Genomic DNA, 17,606 nt, shown 5'->3' with positions numbered 1-17,606 from the left:
ATGGGAGGCTCGGCCAGGGCGCTGCGCCTGGCCTCAAACGTTCGGCCTCCTCAACTCCAACCCTCTCCCTCGGCACCGACGAGAGGGTTGCCGCAGGTCGAGCGAGGGGAGCAATCCACCCTCCCCAACGTCGGCGGATCGGGTGGCCCCATCACCCGTCCCAGGGTGCTGCCTCCCCTGGCCTCGACCCCACCCCCCAAGGGCGGCAGGCCGACGGACGCTCACCGAGACCCGTTCGAGCCCGTCCGACAGACTGGGCCGGTGGGTGGTTTGCCTCGCCCGGGTCCGACCGGATCGGACGATTGCTTTCCTGGGCGGATCACGTGAGATAGAATACTCACGGAAATCCTTGCGGATCAGGCGAAAGAGGGCGGCGTGTGATGTCTGGCGTGAAACTCGACCCGACCATCCGTCGGCTCCGTGAGGCCGAGGGCTTCCTCGAACTCGGCATGCCTTCCCATGCGCTTGAGATCCTCCAGTCGAGGCCCGACTGGGCGACCATGCAGTTTGAGGCCAGCTATCTGACCGGCGAGGCCCTCCGAGAGCTGGGACGCTACCGAGACGCCCTCGATCCCCTCGAAACCGCTGCCCGCCTTCGGCCCGGCAACCTGATGGTGGCCGTTGCCCTTGGCTGGTGCTACAAACGCACCCACCGCCTGGCCCAGGCGATCGACGCCCTGACCCTCGCTCGTCGATCGAATCCCGACGAGCCGTTGCTCCCCTATAACCTCGCCTGCTACTGGAGCCTTGCCGGCAACCTGGAGCGTTGTCTCCAGGAACTGGAGGCCGCCCTGAAACTCCAGCCTGCGCTCCGGTCCCTGATCGCCGACGAATCCGACTTCGACTCGGTCCGAGACAACCCGGCCTTCCGTTGCCTGGCCGAGGGCCTCTCAACCAATCGGTGAACCAACTTGCCCCGGCAAGAACGCAGGGCAGGGCGGCCCTGCCGACTCATCCTCTCATCGCGTCACGCGACCCTCTGACGCTGCGCGTTGCTCGACCACATCGAAGGGGGAGCCGATCATCGCCAGCCACCGCAACCGCTGATCCTCGCTCAGCACGCTCACGGCATCGCGGTGCATCCGATGGTGAGCCTGCAACGGATCTTCACCGGCCGCTCGGCCTTGCGTCAGGGTCTGGACAATCCGGCGCTGCTGGTCTTCGGTCAATTCCAGGCTCGCGGCAATCGTCGGCCGCGAAACCAGGGCCGAGGCTCCTTGCCATTGCAGGTCGATCTGGGCCAGCCGTGCTTGTTGATCCGCCGACAGGTTTCCTTCGATCCACTGCTGCGCCGCCTCGTCCACGGCTCGGCGAGCCGCCACGGCATCCGGGCCGGAGCGTCCCCGCAGACTGCTCGCCTGGGCCAGCAACTCGGCGATCGCCCGTTCCACGGCCGCCGCCTGTTCGGCGGTGATGGTCAGCTCCGCCTGAACATCCTGCCGACTCAGAAGCAAGACCGGCGAGAGCCGGGCACCGATCGCCTCGTCCGGAAGCTGCCAGAACGCTGAAGCCGAACCAGGGTCTTCCCCCGTGCCGGTGGCCGAGAGTGCCATGCCCATCGCCACCGCCGCCGCGATTGAGAGCGCTCCGAACCGCATGGGGCCGACTCCTTCGAGAGTTCCCGTCCATCGGCAGAAGGGTTCCGTCCCTTCGCCCCCCGTTGTGTCTCCGATTGCCCCTCGATCCCATCGCATGCGGTCGTTCGAACCGGTCAACAGGGCGGACTCGTTATACGAGGGATCGCCCTGCCAGAGAACCCCAGCCTTGCCGAGGCTCCCCAACGAGCAAACGCCGAGAAGGCGGGAACCCTTGTCCCGCCTCCTCGGCGTTGGAAGGCATCGACCCAAATTCAGCCGTTCGGAACCGAAGCGATCAGCGGCCTCCCCGGCCTCCTCGACCACCCCGATCACCGCCGAAGCCGCCGAAGCCGCCCCGACCGGCCGAACGCATGTCGAGCGTCGAGAAGTCGAACTTCGAACCGAGCAAGCGGTTGTACTGCTTGATCTGCGAGGCACTCAGCACCTTGCCGATCTTCTGCAGCGCTTCCTTTTCGTACGATTCGCTCTGGGTCTCCAGGGCGTCGAGCTTCGCCTGGGTCTCGGGGTCAATCTGCGGACGACCGCGTCTCCGGTTGTTGTCCTCATCATCGTCATCGTTATTGGTGTCTTGCCCGGCGCCGGGACGCCCTCCGGCCGCTCCAGGCTGCCCCTGCTGACCACCTCGGCCCGGCTGGCCCGGTTGACCCGGCTGGCCGGGTTGCCCCTCCCGATTGGGCTGGAAGACCCCCATGAATAACTGCCGACGAGCGTTGCCCGCCTGCTGCTGCTTCATCTCCATTTCCTGCTTGATCATGGCGATCTGCTCGCGCTGGTACGGCAGCAGTTGCAGGGCGTTCTGAACCTCGTTCTCGGTCACGGCCATCGGCCCCTTGGCCTGGAGAATGATCTCCTGCAGACGCTTCTGCTGTCCCTTGCTCAGGGCCGCCGCGACGGCCTGTTCGGTCTGTTGCTGCATCTGCGTCATCATGGTTCGGAAGGCGTCACCCCCTGGGAATCCGCCACCCGGCCCGCCGAAACCACCGGGGCCACCGAATCCCCCCGGCCCGCCGAAGCCGCCAGGACCGGCAAAACCGCCCGGCCCTCCCGGACGACCACCACCCGGAACGTTGCCGCCTTGCTGCGGACGGCCTCCTTGCTGGCGGCCTCCCTGGTTGCGCATCTGCTCGCGCATCTGGGTGAAGGCTTCCCGTCGCGTTTCCTGCATCTGGGTATCAACCGACTTGAGCCGTTCGAGCTGCGCGTCGGAGATTTTCAGCTCCTTGCGAACCGGCTCCTGTTCCAGCAGCCACATCGGACCGCGCATCTGGACGATTCGGGCGACCATCTCCGGGTCGACCGGCCGTTGCTGGCCTTCCCCCTCTTCGCCTTCCGCCGGAGGCCGGACCACACCGGGGATATTCGGCGTTTCCGGCTCGGCCGGGGTCTCCTGAGTCGGTTCGGCCGAGGGTGTTCCCGTCGGCGTTACGCCGGTGTTGCCTCCCAGATTGCGCCGGACCTGGGCCGAGGCCGAAGGGGCCAGGGCAAGAAATCCCGCCGCCAGAAGCGCCGCGGTCAAGGGATACCGTCGGTCGATCACTCTCATCCCCGATGTCCTCCGTCTCGTGAGGGAATCGCAAAGGCGGGTCCGGCGGCGTGCCGGGTCCGAATCGCTTGGATTGCCTTGGCTCCCGACGTTCCGGGATCAAGGCATCCAACTCATTCTCATTCTAAGCGTTGCGCAGTCACGATTGGACCCGGAAAACTTCAATTTGAACGGATCGAACTTATCGGGACACCTGGGGTCGATCATCCGGGGCCGTCGCCACGGCCATCGTCGCCTGCGGATTGGGGCGATCCTCCGCCATTCCTCGGTGCATCCAGAGCCAACCGGCCAGTGCCACAACCGCCGAGACGGTCGCCAGCCGAATGATGCCTCGATACCACGCGAACCGCCCCGATCCCGACCCTTCCGGAGCCCTTGCCAGGGCCTGCCGCTGCATCGCGGCCACACCGTTCATCGCCACCAGATGCACCAGGGCCAGCACCAGGAAGCCAAACCCCAGCTCTCCCCAGGCCCGCCACGGCAATCGAGGAAGCCCCAGCGTCGCCTCCAGCGGGGTCGGCAAGCTCAACGGGCCGTCGGGCTGATAGACCACCATCGAAAGCGCTCGCCCATCTGAGCGCCGACCGTCAGTGACCCGAACACGCACCGAAACTGGCCCGGGCGTTCCCGATTCCGGCGTCCCCCGAATCAGGCCCTGTTCCGGATCGAACGTCAAGCCCTCGGGAATCGGGCCATCGATCATCCATCGCAAGGTCCCGCTGCCCCCGGTCGCCGCAAGGGCCAGCTCGTAAGGCCGGCCTACGATCGCCTCGGGAAGCCGCTCGGGTGTCACGATCGCCAGCGGTTCCGGCTCCTTTCCGCTCGATCCCGCTGTCGCCCCGGTCGAATCCACAGCCCTGGGGATCAAGGCCATGATGACCATTGACAGGAGTAGAATAAACAGGAGTGCGCCGGTCAATTTCGTGACCACTACGGCCACGAACGAATCTTCGCCCGAGCCGCCGAACTCCAGAACCCCGTGACCGCCTCGACGTCCGCGACGCATGGTCGTGCGATCTCCTTCTCGATCCTTGGTCCGAGGCTCGTTCGACCCATCGAACGACGCACTCGGCCACAAAGTCGGGCTCGGCCACTCCGACCGAGGCCCGTCGGGTTCTCGTCACGCAAAGGGGCGGGGTAGGGGGGGACTGCGCCTGCGGGTCTGACGCTCGATCAAAGCTACCACCCCTGGATCGATTGCCCCCCCCACCCTGACCCTTTGCGTGACCGTTGATCCCTTCCGGTCGAGGGAACCCTGCCGACCGCCTCGGCCCGCTTCGGTTCGGTTCCCTCGACGATCGTCACTCTGGGTTTCGGCCGATGGTACCGAAAACTCCAGTTCCTCCGGCCGCGGCCGGCCGATGCGTTGCCCCCGGCCGCGGTGTCATGCCACCCAGGAAATCAGGCCGCCTTCGAGGCATCCTGGCCGCCACCGATCCCCCCCGCACGTTCCTCGAACATCTTGCGGACGATGTTCCGGTACAGGGCGTTCCCCTGTTCCATGCTCACGTGCAGGAGATCGAGCGCTTCCTTCAGGCTTGCCAGGGTCCGGGCCAGTTGCTCCTGCGTCGATCGACTCGACCGCTCGAACGCCGCCGTCCACTGGTCCGAGAGCGATTCGACGGCTACCGTTGCCCGGTCCACCCCGCGCCGGATCGGTTCGAGCTGACTTTCGACCGACGGTTGATCGCTGAGTGCCGCCTCGATCCGAGCCATCGCCGCCAGGACCCTGCGGATCGACTCGTTCGCCTCACCGACGGCCCCCAGATCATCCCCAAGCCGACCGATTGCCTCGGCTCCTCGCCTCAGCTCACCGAGCGCGGCCGGGAGCGTGTTGACCGATTCGGCGAACCGATCGACCGACGGCCCGAACCCCTCGCCGAGCCGATCGGTCAGCGCGGCGATCAACTCCTCCCGCATCCGGTCCAGATGCGGCGCAAGGGCTTCATCCGGCCCTTCCGCTCGGCCCAGGCTCGGCAAGGCATGCTCGACGACCCAGGCATCGACCCTCGCCAGATGATCCTCGGCCAGGCGATAAATCACCGTTTGCACGAACATCAACGCCGCGCTCAGGAACAAGGCGAGTAACGTACTGTCAAACGCCACCTGCAAGGCCGACGTCACCCCCGTCAGGTTCCCGAGGAAGCCGTCCAGCTCCTTGACCATCGGCAAGACGATGCTGATATTCCCGAGCGCCTGGCTGATCCCCTCGACTGTACCGATAAAACCGATGACCGGCAGCAAGTACAGGATGTACCGCGTCAAGGTGAACCGCGCGGCGGTCCGCTCCTGGTCCAGCCCCGAGACTTCTCGGTTCAGCTCCATCAACTGGCCAACGGTGGGTGCCGACTGCCCTCGAGCGTGGCCGTCGAGCTGCCGCAATCGGCTCGGGAGCAAGCGAGCATCGGTTGCGGCAATCGCCTCGCCACCGCGGACACGATCGAGCAACGCTGGAGCGTCGGCAAAGGCCCGTTCGTCGCTGCGCAAGCGGTTCCATTCCCGGACGAGCATCAGGACGGCCCAGGCATAGATCGCCGTCCCGGCATATTGATGCCAGCCCCGCTCGAACATCAAGGTTGGGTTGAACACCATCAACCCCACCGGGAACGCCAGGGCCACCGCCAGCAGGGCCAGGGCGCCTCCGTACGACGCCGACGATCCCCCTTGGGCCAGGTCGTTCGTTTTGCGGGACATGCAGCATCCCTCCTCTTGGTCCGCACGCAGTCCAACCCACCGCCGCCGACCCTCCGGGCCAGCCTCACAACCCGTTCCATCGGCCCGAACGGCCCCGCGACTTCAACGACGGCCCCCGACATTTCTCGTCCGAGCCTTGCTATCGGGGTTTCGATGGATGCCCCTCGGCCGGAGTCCCTCGCTGGCTGATTGAAGATCAGGACCAATCGCATGGGAGGCCCTCAGGTCGGACCTGTTGGCCCTTCTGCAACCTCGTGCTCCCGACAAGGAGGCTACGCCCCCGAAGGCCCGGACCGGGATGCGGCCGAGAAGGCCTCTCTGACCCGATGAGATCGCCGGCCGCCTCCGCTCCCGGTATACTTCTTTGTCAAAGGAGGGATGAATTCATGGCCCAGACGTATACCGGCGAAGTCCGAGGCGGGGTGGTTGTTCTCGATGAAGGGGTGCCGCCCCCTCCCGAGGGGACGAAGGTGCACATCCAGCCGATCGAGATGGACGAGGCGCTCCGCGACCTGTCGCAGGCTTTGATGGAGTTCGCCGGGAAAGCCCAGGGACTCCCGCCCGACATGGCCGAGCAGCACGACCATTACCTCCACGGCACCCCGAAGCGATGACGACTCGCTTTGCCGACACGTTCTTCTTCCTGGCGATCGGGAACCCCAGGGATGCGGCCCATGAGCGCTCCCTGGCAATCCTCGCGAACGAACCCGGACCACTCCTCACGACCGCGTGGGTTCTGACCGAACTTGCCGACGCACTGGCCGCGCCGGGAAACCGACAGGCGTTTCTCCGCTTGATGGAACGTATCCGGAAGAATCCGTCTGTCGAAATCGTCCCACCCAGCCCCGAACTCTTCGACCGCGGCCTCGACCTCTACGCCCGTCGCCCCGACAAATCCTGGAGCCTGACTGACTGCATTTCCTTCGTCGTCATGGCCGATCGCGGCCTGACCGAGGCCCTCACCGGCGACCACCACTTCGAGCAGGCCGGCTTCCGGGCGATCTTCCGATCCCCGACCTGATCCCACCGCACGGGCCATCCTCGCGGATCGCGCTGGCGACCAGCCCCCCCAGGCCGTTTAGGGCAAGAGCCGCGCCCGCTCGGCCGGCGAGGGCAATCGGCACGCCTCGGCCGCGCCGAACCAGCGATAGCGCCGGGCCGCGACCCGATCGTACCCCCAATCCCGCACCGGACGGGGGATGAGCAAACCCAGTCTCCCCAGCCACGGCCACGGCCATCGGAGCCGACGCAGCACGCGCAAGGCCGCTCCCGATCGGTCGTACAGCCGACCCCCTTCCAGCAGCAAGACCGTCGAGAGGTCCGGCCTCCCCTGATCCGGGCAGCGCTCGCGGAACGTCTCCCCTTGCAAGGGCGCAAGGCAGACGCGTCCCCGAGTGTCCTGATCGAGCACGAACTGCACGAACCGATTGCAGAGGCCGCATTCCCCGTCGTAAAAGACGATCGGCTCCTGAACCTCGGCCCGCGATTCCGAGCAAGCGGCCATTTGCCCCTCGATCTCGACGCCTCCTCCCCACGCGACCGGTGCGCGATCCCCCGATCGGATCGGACCTCGTCGTAATTCTTGCACGTCCGTCAACGGAATGCGGGACGAAGCACGCGGAATCGGATCATTCCGGCCCGGCCGCCTTCCCTTCCGCCTCCTCCCGCAACCGCGTCACGTCTTGCCAGAGCCGCTCGAACGCCTGCCGCTCCGGCTCCGGAACCTGCTGCAAAGCATTTGCGTCTCGAATCGACTCCAGATCCGGGTCGATCTGCCAGTACTCCAGCGTCTCGACGATTTCCCTCGCCTGAATGTCATCGGCCTGCTCGACCAGGGCCGACCACCTCTCCAACTCGTCCTGAAGCCAGCCGAGGGCCTTCGACCGCAGCTTGGCCCGAGTGTCCGCGACTTCCGGAGCATCGACACCCTGGCCGTCGGCCGCCAGCGCAGCGGCACAGGAGGCATTGTAGGCATGCTGGTCCTCTCGGGAATCGGCCAGCGAGGGGTCCAATTCCAGCCCTTCTCCCCAGAGGCGAGCCGCCGCGGCGAATCGTTCGGTCTCGTACGCATGATCGGCCAGGGCGAGGCGGACGTCGTTGTCCTCGGGCTCCTCTCCCTCCAGCACCGTGAGAAGCAGGGCTTCCAGCAGCGGGAACATCGGGTCGTTGACCTCAAGTTCCTCCAGAAGCCGCTCGGCCTGGGCAACCAAAGCCTCGTCGCCGAGTTCCTCCGCCACGTCCAGCAAGCTCACGCACGAAAAGACCTGAAGCTCTCGCAGATCCGCGTCCTCCGGGGCCAATTCCAACGCCTTCCCTTGCCATTCGATCGCCCGGAGAAGCCGGTCTCGGGCGTCGGCAAACCGCCCCTCGTCCACATCGAGCAGCGCCAGGTCGTCCAGCACGCTGCCAAGCCTCCGCTGAAACAAGGGGATCTCCGGCTCCTCCCGCAGGAGTCGCTCTCCAACCTCAATCGACCGCTCATACGACCGCCGCGCCTCGGACGGATCGCCAAGGTCTTTCAGCAACCGGCCCAGCGTCGTAAGACTCTCCGCGAGAAGAACCTTGAAATCGACGATCGTCGGGAATTCACTCACCAGCGCGGTCCGCACCGCCACGGCCGCCTCGTGCTCCCGACGCGCTCCCTCCAGGTCTCCCATCTCGGCCCGGAGCAAGCCGAGGTTGGTGTGATTCCTCGCCAGCCCGATCCCGAACTGGGTCACGGTCGGATTGGCGTCGACCAGCTTCTGTTGAATCTCCTGCGACGCCTCGAACGCCTCGAGTGCCCCGGCCAGGTCGTTCTGCGATCGTCGCACGATTCCCAGATTGTTCAAACTGGCCGCCAGCGCGTTCCGCACCTCGATGCCCGTCGGGTCCGAGGCGATCAGGCTGTTCTGGATCGCCACGGCGGCTTCCAGCTCCCGGCTCGCTCCCTCCAGATCCCCCAGCATCTGAAGCAGGTTCCCGAAGTTACTATGGGTTCTGGCCAGGCCATTTTGAAACGCCACGGCGGTCGGGTCAGCCGCTACCAGCCCCTTCTGAATGGCGACCGCAGTCTCAAATGCGCCCCGCGCCGCCTCCAGGTCCCCTTGCTGACTGAGCAAGATCCCCCGATTATTCTCACTGTCGGCCAGGCCGTTCTGGTACTTGGCGACCGAAGGATTTTCCAACACCAGTGCGTTCTGGAGGGCCACCGCCTCCTCATGCTCCCGAAGGGCCCCGTTCAGGTCCCCAACCGCTCTCAGCAGCAGCGCGAGGTTGTTGTGGCTGGTCGCAAGATCGTTTTGGTAATCGTTCACCTCTGGATGATCGGCCGCAAGCTGCTTCCAGAGGGCCAGGGCGTCTCTCATGACCACGATCGCGTCGCGCGGGTCGCCGATCTGATTGGTGATCTCGCTCAGTTCATACGCCGCGTTCGCCAACCGTTCCAGCGCCTCGGGCCGGGTGTCGCCGTCGGCCTGGAGCTGGTCGCGCAGCGTCTTGAAAAACGCCATCGGCTCCTGCAGCAAGGTCTTGCGCAGCTCGTCCAGCTCGGGAGCATTCTTCAGGATCGGGTTCTCGGCCACGGCGTCTCGAAAGCGCTTCACGGCGTCGATGGCCTGTTGCTCGCGGTCCTCGGCTCGGGAGCGTTGCTGATCGAGGGCTAGGTTCGCCTCAACCAGTTCCAGATTCGTCTCCGCCAGGGCGGCTCGTGCTCGCGTCTGGACCACCGCGACGGCAGCCAGACCGATCAGGCCCACCAGCACCGCCGCCGCCGCGCCGGTCACGGCCGATCGGTGCCGAGACAGCCAGCGGGCCAGGCTCCTCGTCCACGGTTCCGGGTACGCCTCCACCCGTTCGTCGGCCAGCCAGCGGTCGAGGTCATCCGCCAAGGCTCGGGCCGACTCGTAGCGATCGCTCGGGTCGAGCGCCATCGCCTTCAGACAAATCGCCTCCAGCGCCGGATCAATCGCCTGGTCGATCGTCCTCGGATGCGGGAACAAACCTTGCCGGACCCTTTGCAGGACCTCGGCCAGGTCGCCCCCTTCGATCGGCGCCCGAGCCGTCAACAGGGCATACAGCGTGGCCCCGAGGCTATACACGTCCGACGCCGGGCCGAGCGCCTCCAAATCGCCCCTCGCTTGCTCCGGGCTCATGAACGCCGGCGTCCCAACCGCCGATCCCGGCAAGGTTTCGGCCGAGCCACTGGCCGAGCTGGGGATGAGCGGGCGTTCCTCGAACGATTCGATCCCCTCGGTCCTCCCTTGCGCCTTGGCCAGGCCCCAGTCGACCACCAACGTCTCGCCGTGCTTCCCCACGATCACGTTGCCCGGCTTGATGTCCCGGTGCAAAACACCTCGTGCATGAGCATATTCGATCGCGTTGCAGATGTCGGTGAACCGTCTCAAGAGCTTCCGCAATTCCAGGGATCGACGACTGGGGTCGGTCCTCAACGATCGATCGTCATGGAATCGCGTGATCGCGTCCTTCAGCGAGTCTCCCCGAATGAACCGCATCGCGTAGTACGGCCGTCCATCCTCGAAGACGCCCAGTCCGTAGACCGGCACGATGCCGGGATGCTCCAGCCCTCCCGTGATCTCGGCCTCGATCAAAAACCGCTGTCGGCTGGCCGGGTCATCGGCGTGATGGTCGAGGATCTGCTTCAACGCGACTTCGCGGTTCAGTTCCCCATCCACCGCCACGAAGACCGCTCCCAGCCCCCCCCTCGCATGCGGCCGAAGCACCCGGAACCGGAGCCCCTCCGCCGTGCTCGACCCGATGGCAAAGCCCCCCCCGCTCACATGGCTCGCCGTCGCCTCCGGATCGCTCGATTCCGAGGGCACATGGTCGATCGTGGCGTTCAGGTCCGGATCGTTCAGCTCCCGGAGCCGGTCGCGCGTCGAGCCCCCCACGCGCATCGCCGCCAGGCTCGCGGTCGCATCCCCGTCGTGCTGCTTCAGAATCAGCTCGGCGAGCGCATCGACTGCCGCCCGGCCCTCGGCGTCGAGATGTCGTTGCTCAATCAGGTGCTCGGCCAGGCTTCTCGTCGCGTCTCGGCACCATGCCCGAAACGCGCCCACCAGTTGATCCTGGTTGATCAGACCATTCTGCAAGGCGAGCAAACCAAACAACAGATTCCGGTCAGCATCACCGGTCATCGCGGCATCTCCCGGTCGTTGACATGCCCGAGCCTCTCCGGCTGCTCCGTCGCAACCGAACTGGACCCTGGAGGGTGCTTGCGTGATGTTCCCGGATTCTCGGCGCAGAACCGGGCGGAAACAACCCCCTCAGGGGGCCGCTGCGGGATACGTTCGGGGGACGGGGTTCGTGTCTCAGATCGACCCCAGGCAGCATCACCAGGCAATCGGTCTCGACCGTTGCGATTCGGTGACTAAGACCGCGTCATTTCCCGATAGTTTCAGTGTCCCTCGACCCCACGCGCCTCACCTTCCGATCGGTCCTCCCTCGGGTCTCGTCTTCCGTGAATCACCTTCGACCGCACCACGCTTCGATGTTCGGCACGTTCCGCGAGCGGCCTTGGTGCGCGCCTCGATGCGCAGCGCCCCTCGGCCCGAGTCCTCGATCCCCCCAGGCCGAAGCGGACGTGCCCCATTGCCGAAACAAACCGAGGCCGATCCGAGCAACCTGCGTTTCATTCAGCGGTTACGTCGATCGCCTTCACTCCGCAAGAGCGCACCCGAGGCGCACCGGGCGGCGCACCCGAGCGTTCCTCCCCCGTTGCGTCACACAAAACCAAACAAAGCCACTTGCCAGAATGGCAGCGCGACGGGGCCAGACACTCGGAACCGAACAAAGCCACTCGCCAGAATGGCGGTCACACGAGGGGACGCTCGCCGAACCAAACAAAGCCACTTGCCATTCTGGCAGCCGCCGGAACGGGTTCCGATCAGCCTCGGTTGCGGTAGAGGTCCGGCTCGACGACCGCCGCCATCTTCGCTTCGTCGAGGATGCCGCCGAGGAACTGGTTAATCTGGCTCGCCAGGGGAACGGGGTCGGAGACCATCTGGTTGTAGTCGACTTCCAGAATCGCCAGGTGCGGTTGCTGGGCCGCCCAGGCTTCGAACTTGGCAAGCTGCGATTGGAACAGGGCGGCCATCTTCTCGTCGGAGATGCCGCCGTCGTCTCGACCGAGGCGGGCGAGCATCTTCTTCTGCGAGGCCAGCACCTCGGGCATGCTCCGCCTCATGAACAGAACCCGGTAGTGCCGGTCGCCCGGCAGGTCGTAGAGCAACTGGTAGACCATCTTGACCGCCTTGCCGTGGGCGGCGTCGAGCCACGAGGGGTCGTCCTTGGTCTTCTTCGCCGGCTCGAACTCGTAGTACCCGCGCGGGTTATCAACGTCGGCCTCTCGGATGGCATCGGTGACGACCGGCATGCCGCCGGCTTCGAGCATCCGCATCATCATCGACGTGCCGGAGCGGGGCAATCCCGAGACGATCGTCACAAACGGGTTCATCGCGTGCCATCCTCCTTGGCTTCAATCTCGACCTCGGCCCGTCGACCCCGGGGCCGTCACCGGACAATAGCTTCAAGTGTGGCCTCCCGTGACGGTTCTGGGAAGGGCAACCGCCGGGGAGCCCTCGCCACAGCTCATCGACCGCTGGCGTCTCGACGACCGCTCAGGCATGATCGTCTGGATGGATTGGCTCGGGTCCGATCGGCATCATTCCGGGAAACGACGCCCATGACGCTTGCTTGCATTCGCTGGAGGGGCCTGGCCCCGATCGCCCCACTGATCGTCCTGCTGGCGGTTGATCCCACAACCCCCGGCGCCGTCGCTCGGGCTAATGGGCTTCAGGTCGGTTTCGGCAAGGCCGACATCACCCCCGAGGTCGGCGACGACGCCCGGCCCGTCTTCATCGCCGGCTACGGTCAGGATCGCCGGGCGACCGGCGTCCACGACCCGATCTGGTCCCGCGCTGTCGTCCTCCGCCACGGCGATCAGACCATCGCCCTGGTCTCGGTCGACCTGATCGGCGTGCAGATGGAACTGACCGAAGCGGCCCGAACCCGCCTTGAAGACATGACGTATGTCCTCGTCAGCTCCACCCACAACCACGAAGGCCCCGACGTGATCGGCCTCTGGGGTCCCTCGCCGGTCGAGTCGGGCGTGGACCGCGCGTACCTGAAGCAGGTCGAGGACGGCATCGTCGCCTCGGTTCGAGCAGCGGAAGCGGCCCTCGTGCCCGCCGTCGCCTCGTACGGGACGGCCAAGGACGAGTCGCTCCTGGCCGATAGCCGAGAGCCGGTCGTCAAGGACGGCGTCCTCCGCGTCCTCCGCTTCGATCCTCCCGAAGGTGGCCGGCCGATCGGCCTGCTTGTGCAGTGGAACTGCCACCCGGAGAACCTCGGCAGCCAAAACACCCTGATCACGGCCGACTTTCCCGAGGCGACCGTCCGGACCCTGGAACAGCGGCACCAGGCCCCGGTCGCCTACTTCACCGGGGCGATCGGCGGCCTGATGAGTGCCGCCGAGGATGTTCTGACCCGGCCCGACGGCACCTTCTACGAGGAGGGGGAGTTCGCCTTCGCCGATGCCTACGGCGTGGCCGTCGCCGACCTGACCGACCAGGCACTCGCGGGGGCCTCGCCGATCCGCGTGACTCCCTTCGCCGTCTCATCCGTCCCGGTCTGGCTCCCCCTGGAAAACCCCCTCTACCGCCTGGCGAGGGTCGCCGGGGTCCTCGACCGCCTCGGCGACCGCTGGACGGGCGCCCCGTACTCGCCCGGCGCATCGCTCGGACGCCGCAACATCTTCGGCCCCCTGGCAGTTCAGACCGAGGTGGCTGCCGTGCGCCTCGGCGCCTTGCACGTGGCCGCGATTCCAGGGGAACTTTACCCCGAACTGGTCGCCGGTCAGGTCGAGGATCCCGCCGATCCGAACGCCGACTTTCCCGACGCCCCGATCGAGCCGAGCGTCCTGGACACCTTGCCCGACGGCCCAATCCTCATCTTCGGCCTGGCCAACGATGAGGTCGGCTACATCATCCCCCGCCGCCAGTGGGACCGCGAACCCCCGTTCGCCTACGACCGAGAGAAGGCCCAGTACGGCGAGATCAACAGCATCGGCCCCCAGGCCGCCCCGATCCTCATGCACGCCCTGCAACGCGCCGTCGAGCACCTGGACCAGGACTGACGGCGCTGGCGGGAGTCGCTCTTTGACAATTCAATCGCTCGGAACTCAAGCGTCTTTCGATTCGTTCCGCAGGCATCGGGTGATTTGCCGGACGGCCTGGCGAAGGCGCTGGTCGTTCTCGACCAGGGCGAGCCGGAGGAAGCCTTCCCCGGCATCGCCGAAGCCTCGGCCGGGACTGACGGCAACGTCGGCCTCCTCGATGAGCTTCATGGCGAAGTCGATCGAGCCCATCCGCGACCGCCACGGCTCAGGAATGGGAGCCCAGACGAACATCCCCGCCTTCGGCCGGGGGACGTTCCACCCCTGGCGGTTCAACCCTTCGACCAGCACGTCGCGCCGCTTCTGGTATTCGAGCACCTGAGCCCTGCGGGCCTCCTCGCCGTGCCGCAGGGCCACGATGGCGGCGATCTGCACGGCCTGGAACAGCCCGTAATCATAATAGCCTTTGATGGATTTGAGCGCGTTGATCATCGCCCGGTTCCCCGCGGCGAATCCCACACGCCAGCCGGCCATGTTGTACCCCTTGGACATCGTCGTGAACTCGCAGCCGACATCCTTGGCCCCCTTCGCCGCCAGGAAGCTGGGCGGCTCGTAGCCGTCGAAGCCGATGTCGCCGTAGGCGAAGTCGTGGATCACCGCGAAGTGGAAGCGGCGGGCCAGCGAGACGATCTCCTCGAAGAAGGCAGGCTCGACGACCGTGGCCGTCGGGTTGTGCGGATAGTTCAGGATCAGGACCTTCGGCCTCGGGTACAGATGCGTGCACATCTCGGCCACGTTGGCCAGGAACCGCTGCGGGTCGGTAATGTCCAGCGCAATCACATTCGCATTGGCCAGCGCGACGGCGTGGGCGTGAATCGGAAAGGTCGGGGCCGGGGCCAGGGCCGTGTCGCCGGGGCCGAGCAGGGCCAGGCACATGTGGCTGAACCCTTCCTTCGAGCCGATCGTGGTGACGATCTCCTCGTCCGGGTCGAGGGACACGCCGAAGCGCGACTCGTACCGCTTGGCCACCTCGCGCCGGAGGTTGTCGATCCCCTGGGCGACGCTGTAGCGGTGGTTCCGCGCGTCTCGGGCGGCCTCGCAGAGCTTGTCGACGACCCACGATTCGGGAGGGTCGGTCGGATTACCCATCCCCAGGTCGATCACGTCGTCTCCGGCCCTTCGCTTCTGGGCCTTCAAGGCGTTGATCTTCCCGAACAGGTACGGCGGCAGGTTCTTCACCCGCGCCGACACCTCGATCGGCATCGGCCCAAGGGCCTCGGACGTCTGGGACGGGTCGGGGGTATCGTTGAGCATGGGGGTCGGGACCGGGGTCGGGAGACGAACTGCAGGGCAGATCGAAGGTCAGGAAACGATCGCCGGACGGTACTTCAGGACCAGCAACTGATCGGCTCGTAGCGGGAGCATGACGAAGGGCTGCCCGCCATTGTCGCTGAATTCGACTTCAACGACATCAGGAGCCAGGAATTCGACCACCGTGCCGACCTCTCCCCGTTCCAGTCCCTGTTCGGGCAGGTCATCGACCAGGGCGACGACGTCAAGGAGTTTGATCTGGTGGCTCATGGTGACCCAATGGGTTGGCAGCAAGCTCTAGTATATCCTTGCCCGTTCTCGGCGCATGCGCCCGGTTTCGCTTCTTTGAGGTCGAGTATCGCTCTGGAAACGAACCAAGGGCGGCGAACCATGACAGGTCCGCCGCCCTCGGCGTGGCGTATCGGCAGCAATGAAGGAATGCCGGAACGGGCTCAGCCCTTCGGGCCTTCGACCTTGGAGTGGAGCGCCTCGTCGGGGTTGTCGAGGTACTGCCACTCGCCTTCGTTCCAGGGGCCGCGTTCGTCGGTGCCGAGGCCGACATCCCCCTGGCCGTCGTTGGAAAGGTTGTAGTAGGTGTTCAGCTCGGTCTCAGGTTCAAGTTCCCCCTCAAACTCCTTGCCGAGGCTCGCAAGGGCCGTCTGAAACATCTTCTGGTGCGAAATCTCGCGGGCCATCAGGTACGAGAGGGTTTCCTTGCAGCCGGGGTCGTCGGTCAGGTTGATGAGCCGTTCGTAGGCCATCTTCGCGCCGGCCTCGGCCGAGATGTTGTGCTTCAGGTCGGCCACGGGATCGCCCGAGGCGCGGATCCAGTCGCTCGTCCAGGCGTTGCCCATCGAGTCGAGGAAGTGGGGACTCTTGCCCATGACCGAGAACAAGGTGTCCTCGTAGGCTTCCTCACGCTCGGCCCCTCGGGTGAGCTGCTCGATCATCAGGCCGACCATCTCCAGGTGGCCGATTTCCTCGGTCGCGACATCCATCAGCATGTCGCGGATTCCCTTGTGATCGCAGCCGAAGCTCTGGACGAAGTACTCGGTCATGGCCGTGAACTCGCCCGATCGGCCGCCGAACTGCTCCAGCAGTTTCTGGGCGAACTTCGGGTTGACCTCTCCGACCTTGACCGGGAACAGCGGGCGCTTGCGGTGCAGAAACATGCGGATCTCCTCGGCGTTGCAGGATCAAGAACCGGTTACTCTCGGGAGAACCAAGAGCAACCGGCGTGCCGAGAACACACCCCCGATCCGCCTTACCCCGCCTTGGCGGCAACCGGGCGGAGCCGGTGCAAGGTCTGAAAGACGTCGTCGACGATGTCGTCGAGGCTGAAGGTCAGCTCCCAGTCGGGGTAGTGAGCGCGGAACTTGCGGAGGTCGGTCATGTAGCAGATGTGGTCGCCGACCCGGTTCGTTTCCTCGTAGGTCTGCGGGATGGTCCGCCCGGCGAGCTGGCCGAAGCGGTCGAGCAGCTCCAACAGGCTCGCCGCGTTGCCCCGACCGCCGCCGAGGTTGTAGACCTCGCCGGGCCTTGGGTCACGGTAAAAGGCCTCGAAGGCTCGGGCGACGTCCTCGCTGTGGATCTGGTCGCGGACCTGCTTCCCCTTGTAGCCAATGACGTTGTAGGTCCCGCCGCTGAGGGCCACGCGGGCCATGTAGGCGAGGAAGCCGTGCAACGGGACGGCGCTATGGAAGGGGCCGGTCAGGCAGCCGCCGCGGAAGACGCCGGTCTTCAGGCCGAAGTAGCGGCCGTATTCCTGCGTCATGATGTCGCCGGCCAGCTTGCTGCAGCCGAACAAGCTGTGGGTGCTGCGGTCGGTCCGGCAGTCCTCGGCCACCCCTTCGTAGTCCTCGGGCCGGGCGTAGTCGTATCGGGTCGGCAGCTCGACCAGGGGAAGCTCGTTCGGGGCGTCGCCGTAGACCTTGTTCGTGCTCATGAGGATGAACACGGCCTCGGGGGCATGCAGGCGAGTGGCTTCGAGCAGGTTCAGGGTGCCAACGGCGTTGACGTCGAAGTCGTCGAACGGCCGGAACTTGGCCAGGTCGTGCGAGGGTTGGGCGGCGCAGTGGAGGATGAGGTCGGGCTGGGTGTCCTCGATCACCTTGAGCATCGCGCCTCGGTCTCGGATGTCGAGGTTCCGATGCTCGAAGTTGTCGCAGGTGTCTCGAAGGTTTCGGAGGGTCCAGGAGGTATCGCCGTCGGGCCCGAAGAAGTCGGCCCGCATGTTGTTGTCGATGCCGTAGACGGCGTCGGCCTTGGCGTCGAAGTAACGAACGGCCTCCGAGCCGATCAAGCCGCTGCTGCCGGTCACGAGTACTTTCATGATGTCTTTTGCCCT

The 17,606-nt window shown here is 65.8% G+C and carries 15 protein-coding genes; 4 read left to right on the top strand and 11 right to left on the bottom strand.

Features of this window, described 5'->3' with window-relative positions; genetic code table 11:
* Positions 1-380: 380 nt before the first annotated feature.
* Entirely contained in the window at positions 381-905 is a 525-nt protein-coding gene (locus GA615_RS18995) for a TPR end-of-group domain-containing protein (protein WP_152052896.1), read from the top strand.
* Between the two features lie 54 nt (positions 906-959).
* Here the strand turns inward: GA615_RS18995 and GA615_RS18990 are convergent, their stop codons facing one another.
* The 4 genes from GA615_RS18990 to GA615_RS18975 all read right to left on the bottom strand — a co-directional run bounded on the left by GA615_RS18990 (position 960) and on the right by GA615_RS18975 (position 5,835).
* The gene (locus tag GA615_RS18990; RefSeq protein WP_152052895.1) at positions 960-1,598 is read right to left on the bottom strand and encodes a hypothetical protein; all 639 of its coding nucleotides are present in this window, start codon (positions 1,596-1,598) and stop codon (positions 960-962) included.
* A 274-nt stretch (positions 1,599-1,872) separates the two neighbouring features.
* A complete protein-coding gene (locus GA615_RS27580; RefSeq protein ID WP_161602422.1) occupies positions 1,873-3,141 on the bottom strand; it encodes a hypothetical protein in 1,269 nt (422 codons plus the stop codon).
* Between the two features lie 181 nt (positions 3,142-3,322).
* On the bottom strand, positions 3,323-4,147 hold the full coding sequence (locus GA615_RS18980) for an Ig domain-containing protein (RefSeq protein WP_152052894.1): 825 nt from the start codon (positions 4,145-4,147) through the stop codon (positions 3,323-3,325).
* Between the two features lie 395 nt (positions 4,148-4,542).
* Positions 4,543-5,835, bottom strand: coding sequence for a MotA/TolQ/ExbB proton channel family protein (locus GA615_RS18975; protein ID WP_152052893.1), 1,293 nt, complete (start codon positions 5,833-5,835; stop codon positions 4,543-4,545).
* A 386-nt stretch (positions 5,836-6,221) separates the two neighbouring features.
* Here GA615_RS18975 and GA615_RS18970 point away from each other — a divergent pair, with 386 nt between their 5' ends.
* Together GA615_RS18970 and GA615_RS18965 are read left to right on the top strand one after the other, a co-directional pair.
* Complete coding sequence (locus GA615_RS18970) at positions 6,222-6,449, top strand: hypothetical protein (protein ID WP_152052892.1); 228 nt, start codon at positions 6,222-6,224, stop codon at positions 6,447-6,449.
* Positions 6,446-6,856 (top strand): type II toxin-antitoxin system VapC family toxin, encoded by a 411-nt coding sequence (locus GA615_RS18965; RefSeq protein ID WP_152052891.1) that lies wholly within the window; start codon positions 6,446-6,448, stop codon positions 6,854-6,856. Before GA615_RS18970 ends, GA615_RS18965 begins: the two co-directional genes overlap by 4 nt.
* Positions 6,857-6,913: 57 nt before the next feature.
* Here the strand turns inward: GA615_RS18965 and GA615_RS18960 are convergent, their stop codons facing one another.
* The 3 genes from GA615_RS18960 to GA615_RS18950 form a co-directional block, all read right to left on the bottom strand.
* On the bottom strand, positions 6,914-7,339 hold the full coding sequence (locus GA615_RS18960) for a thiol-disulfide oxidoreductase DCC family protein (RefSeq protein ID WP_152052890.1): 426 nt from the start codon (positions 7,337-7,339) through the stop codon (positions 6,914-6,916).
* Between the two features lie 124 nt (positions 7,340-7,463).
* Entirely contained in the window at positions 7,464-10,970 is a 3,507-nt protein-coding gene (locus GA615_RS18955; RefSeq protein ID WP_152052889.1) for a serine/threonine-protein kinase, read from the bottom strand.
* A gap of 749 nt (positions 10,971-11,719) precedes the next feature.
* Complete coding sequence (locus GA615_RS18950) at positions 11,720-12,289, bottom strand: sulfotransferase family protein (RefSeq protein WP_152052888.1); 570 nt, start codon at positions 12,287-12,289, stop codon at positions 11,720-11,722.
* A 228-nt stretch (positions 12,290-12,517) separates the two neighbouring features.
* On the opposite strand from GA615_RS18950, the gene GA615_RS18945 reads away from it, so the two are divergent.
* The gene (locus GA615_RS18945) at positions 12,518-13,969 is read left to right on the top strand and encodes a neutral/alkaline non-lysosomal ceramidase N-terminal domain-containing protein (RefSeq protein ID WP_152052887.1); all 1,452 of its coding nucleotides are present in this window, start codon (positions 12,518-12,520) and stop codon (positions 13,967-13,969) included.
* Between the two features lie 45 nt (positions 13,970-14,014).
* On the opposite strand, the gene GA615_RS18940 is transcribed toward GA615_RS18945, so the two are convergent.
* The 4 genes from GA615_RS18940 to GA615_RS18925 form a co-directional block, all read right to left on the bottom strand.
* Positions 14,015-15,211, bottom strand: a complete 1,197-nt coding sequence (locus tag GA615_RS18940) for an aminotransferase class I/II-fold pyridoxal phosphate-dependent enzyme (protein ID WP_235905553.1) — start codon at positions 15,209-15,211, stop codon at positions 14,015-14,017.
* 99 nt (positions 15,212-15,310) lie between these two features.
* Entirely contained in the window at positions 15,311-15,553 is a 243-nt protein-coding gene (locus tag GA615_RS18935; protein ID WP_201750239.1) for a DUF4926 domain-containing protein, read from the bottom strand.
* 158 nt (positions 15,554-15,711) lie between these two features.
* Positions 15,712-16,431, bottom strand: a complete 720-nt coding sequence (locus tag GA615_RS18930) for a manganese catalase family protein (RefSeq protein WP_152052885.1) — start codon at positions 16,429-16,431, stop codon at positions 15,712-15,714.
* Between the two features lie 92 nt (positions 16,432-16,523).
* Complete coding sequence (locus GA615_RS18925) at positions 16,524-17,591, bottom strand: NAD-dependent epimerase/dehydratase family protein (protein WP_152052884.1); 1,068 nt, start codon at positions 17,589-17,591, stop codon at positions 16,524-16,526.
* Positions 17,592-17,606 lie beyond the last annotated feature (15 nt).

It is taken from the genome of Tautonia marina, from assembly GCF_009177065.1.
GTDB classification, from domain to species: domain Bacteria; phylum Planctomycetota; class Planctomycetia; order Isosphaerales; family Isosphaeraceae; genus Tautonia; species Tautonia marina.
This window is presented reverse-complemented; position numbering and strand designations above follow the sequence as displayed.

Bases quoted from the DNA above. Each gene is read 5' to 3' on its own strand.
- GA615_RS18995 (WP_152052896.1), top strand. From the start codon at position 381: ATGTCTGGCGTGAAACTCGACCCGACCATCCGTCGGCTCCGTGAGGCC.
- GA615_RS18970 (WP_152052892.1), top strand. From the start codon at position 6,222: ATGGCCCAGACGTATACCGGCGAAGTCCGAGGCGGGGTGGTTGTTCTC.
- GA615_RS18950 (WP_152052888.1), bottom strand. From the start codon at position 12,289: ATGAACCCGTTTGTGACGATCGTCTCGGGATTGCCCCGCTCCGGCACG.
- GA615_RS18930 (WP_152052885.1), bottom strand. From the start codon at position 16,431: ATGTTTCTGCACCGCAAGCGCCCGCTGTTCCCGGTCAAGGTCGGAGAG.
- GA615_RS18945 (WP_152052887.1), top strand. From the start codon at position 12,518: ATGACGCTTGCTTGCATTCGCTGGAGGGGCCTGGCCCCGATCGCCCCA.
- GA615_RS18990 (WP_152052895.1), bottom strand. From the start codon at position 1,598: ATGCGGTTCGGAGCGCTCTCAATCGCGGCGGCGGTGGCGATGGGCATG.
- GA615_RS18955 (WP_152052889.1), bottom strand. From the start codon at position 10,970: ATGACCGGTGATGCTGACCGGAATCTGTTGTTTGGTTTGCTCGCCTTG.
- GA615_RS18965 (WP_152052891.1), top strand. From the start codon at position 6,446: ATGACGACTCGCTTTGCCGACACGTTCTTCTTCCTGGCGATCGGGAAC.
- GA615_RS18975 (WP_152052893.1), bottom strand. From the start codon at position 5,835: ATGTCCCGCAAAACGAACGACCTGGCCCAAGGGGGATCGTCGGCGTCG.
- GA615_RS27580 (WP_161602422.1), bottom strand. From the start codon at position 3,141: ATGAGAGTGATCGACCGACGGTATCCCTTGACCGCGGCGCTTCTGGCG.
- GA615_RS18925 (WP_152052884.1), bottom strand. From the start codon at position 17,591: ATGAAAGTACTCGTGACCGGCAGCAGCGGCTTGATCGGCTCGGAGGCC.
- GA615_RS18980 (WP_152052894.1), bottom strand. From the start codon at position 4,147: ATGCGTCGCGGACGTCGAGGCGGTCACGGGGTTCTGGAGTTCGGCGGC.
- GA615_RS18940 (WP_235905553.1), bottom strand. From the start codon at position 15,211: ATGCCGATCGAGGTGTCGGCGCGGGTGAAGAACCTGCCGCCGTACCTG.
- GA615_RS18960 (WP_152052890.1), bottom strand. From the start codon at position 7,339: ATGGCCGCTTGCTCGGAATCGCGGGCCGAGGTTCAGGAGCCGATCGTC.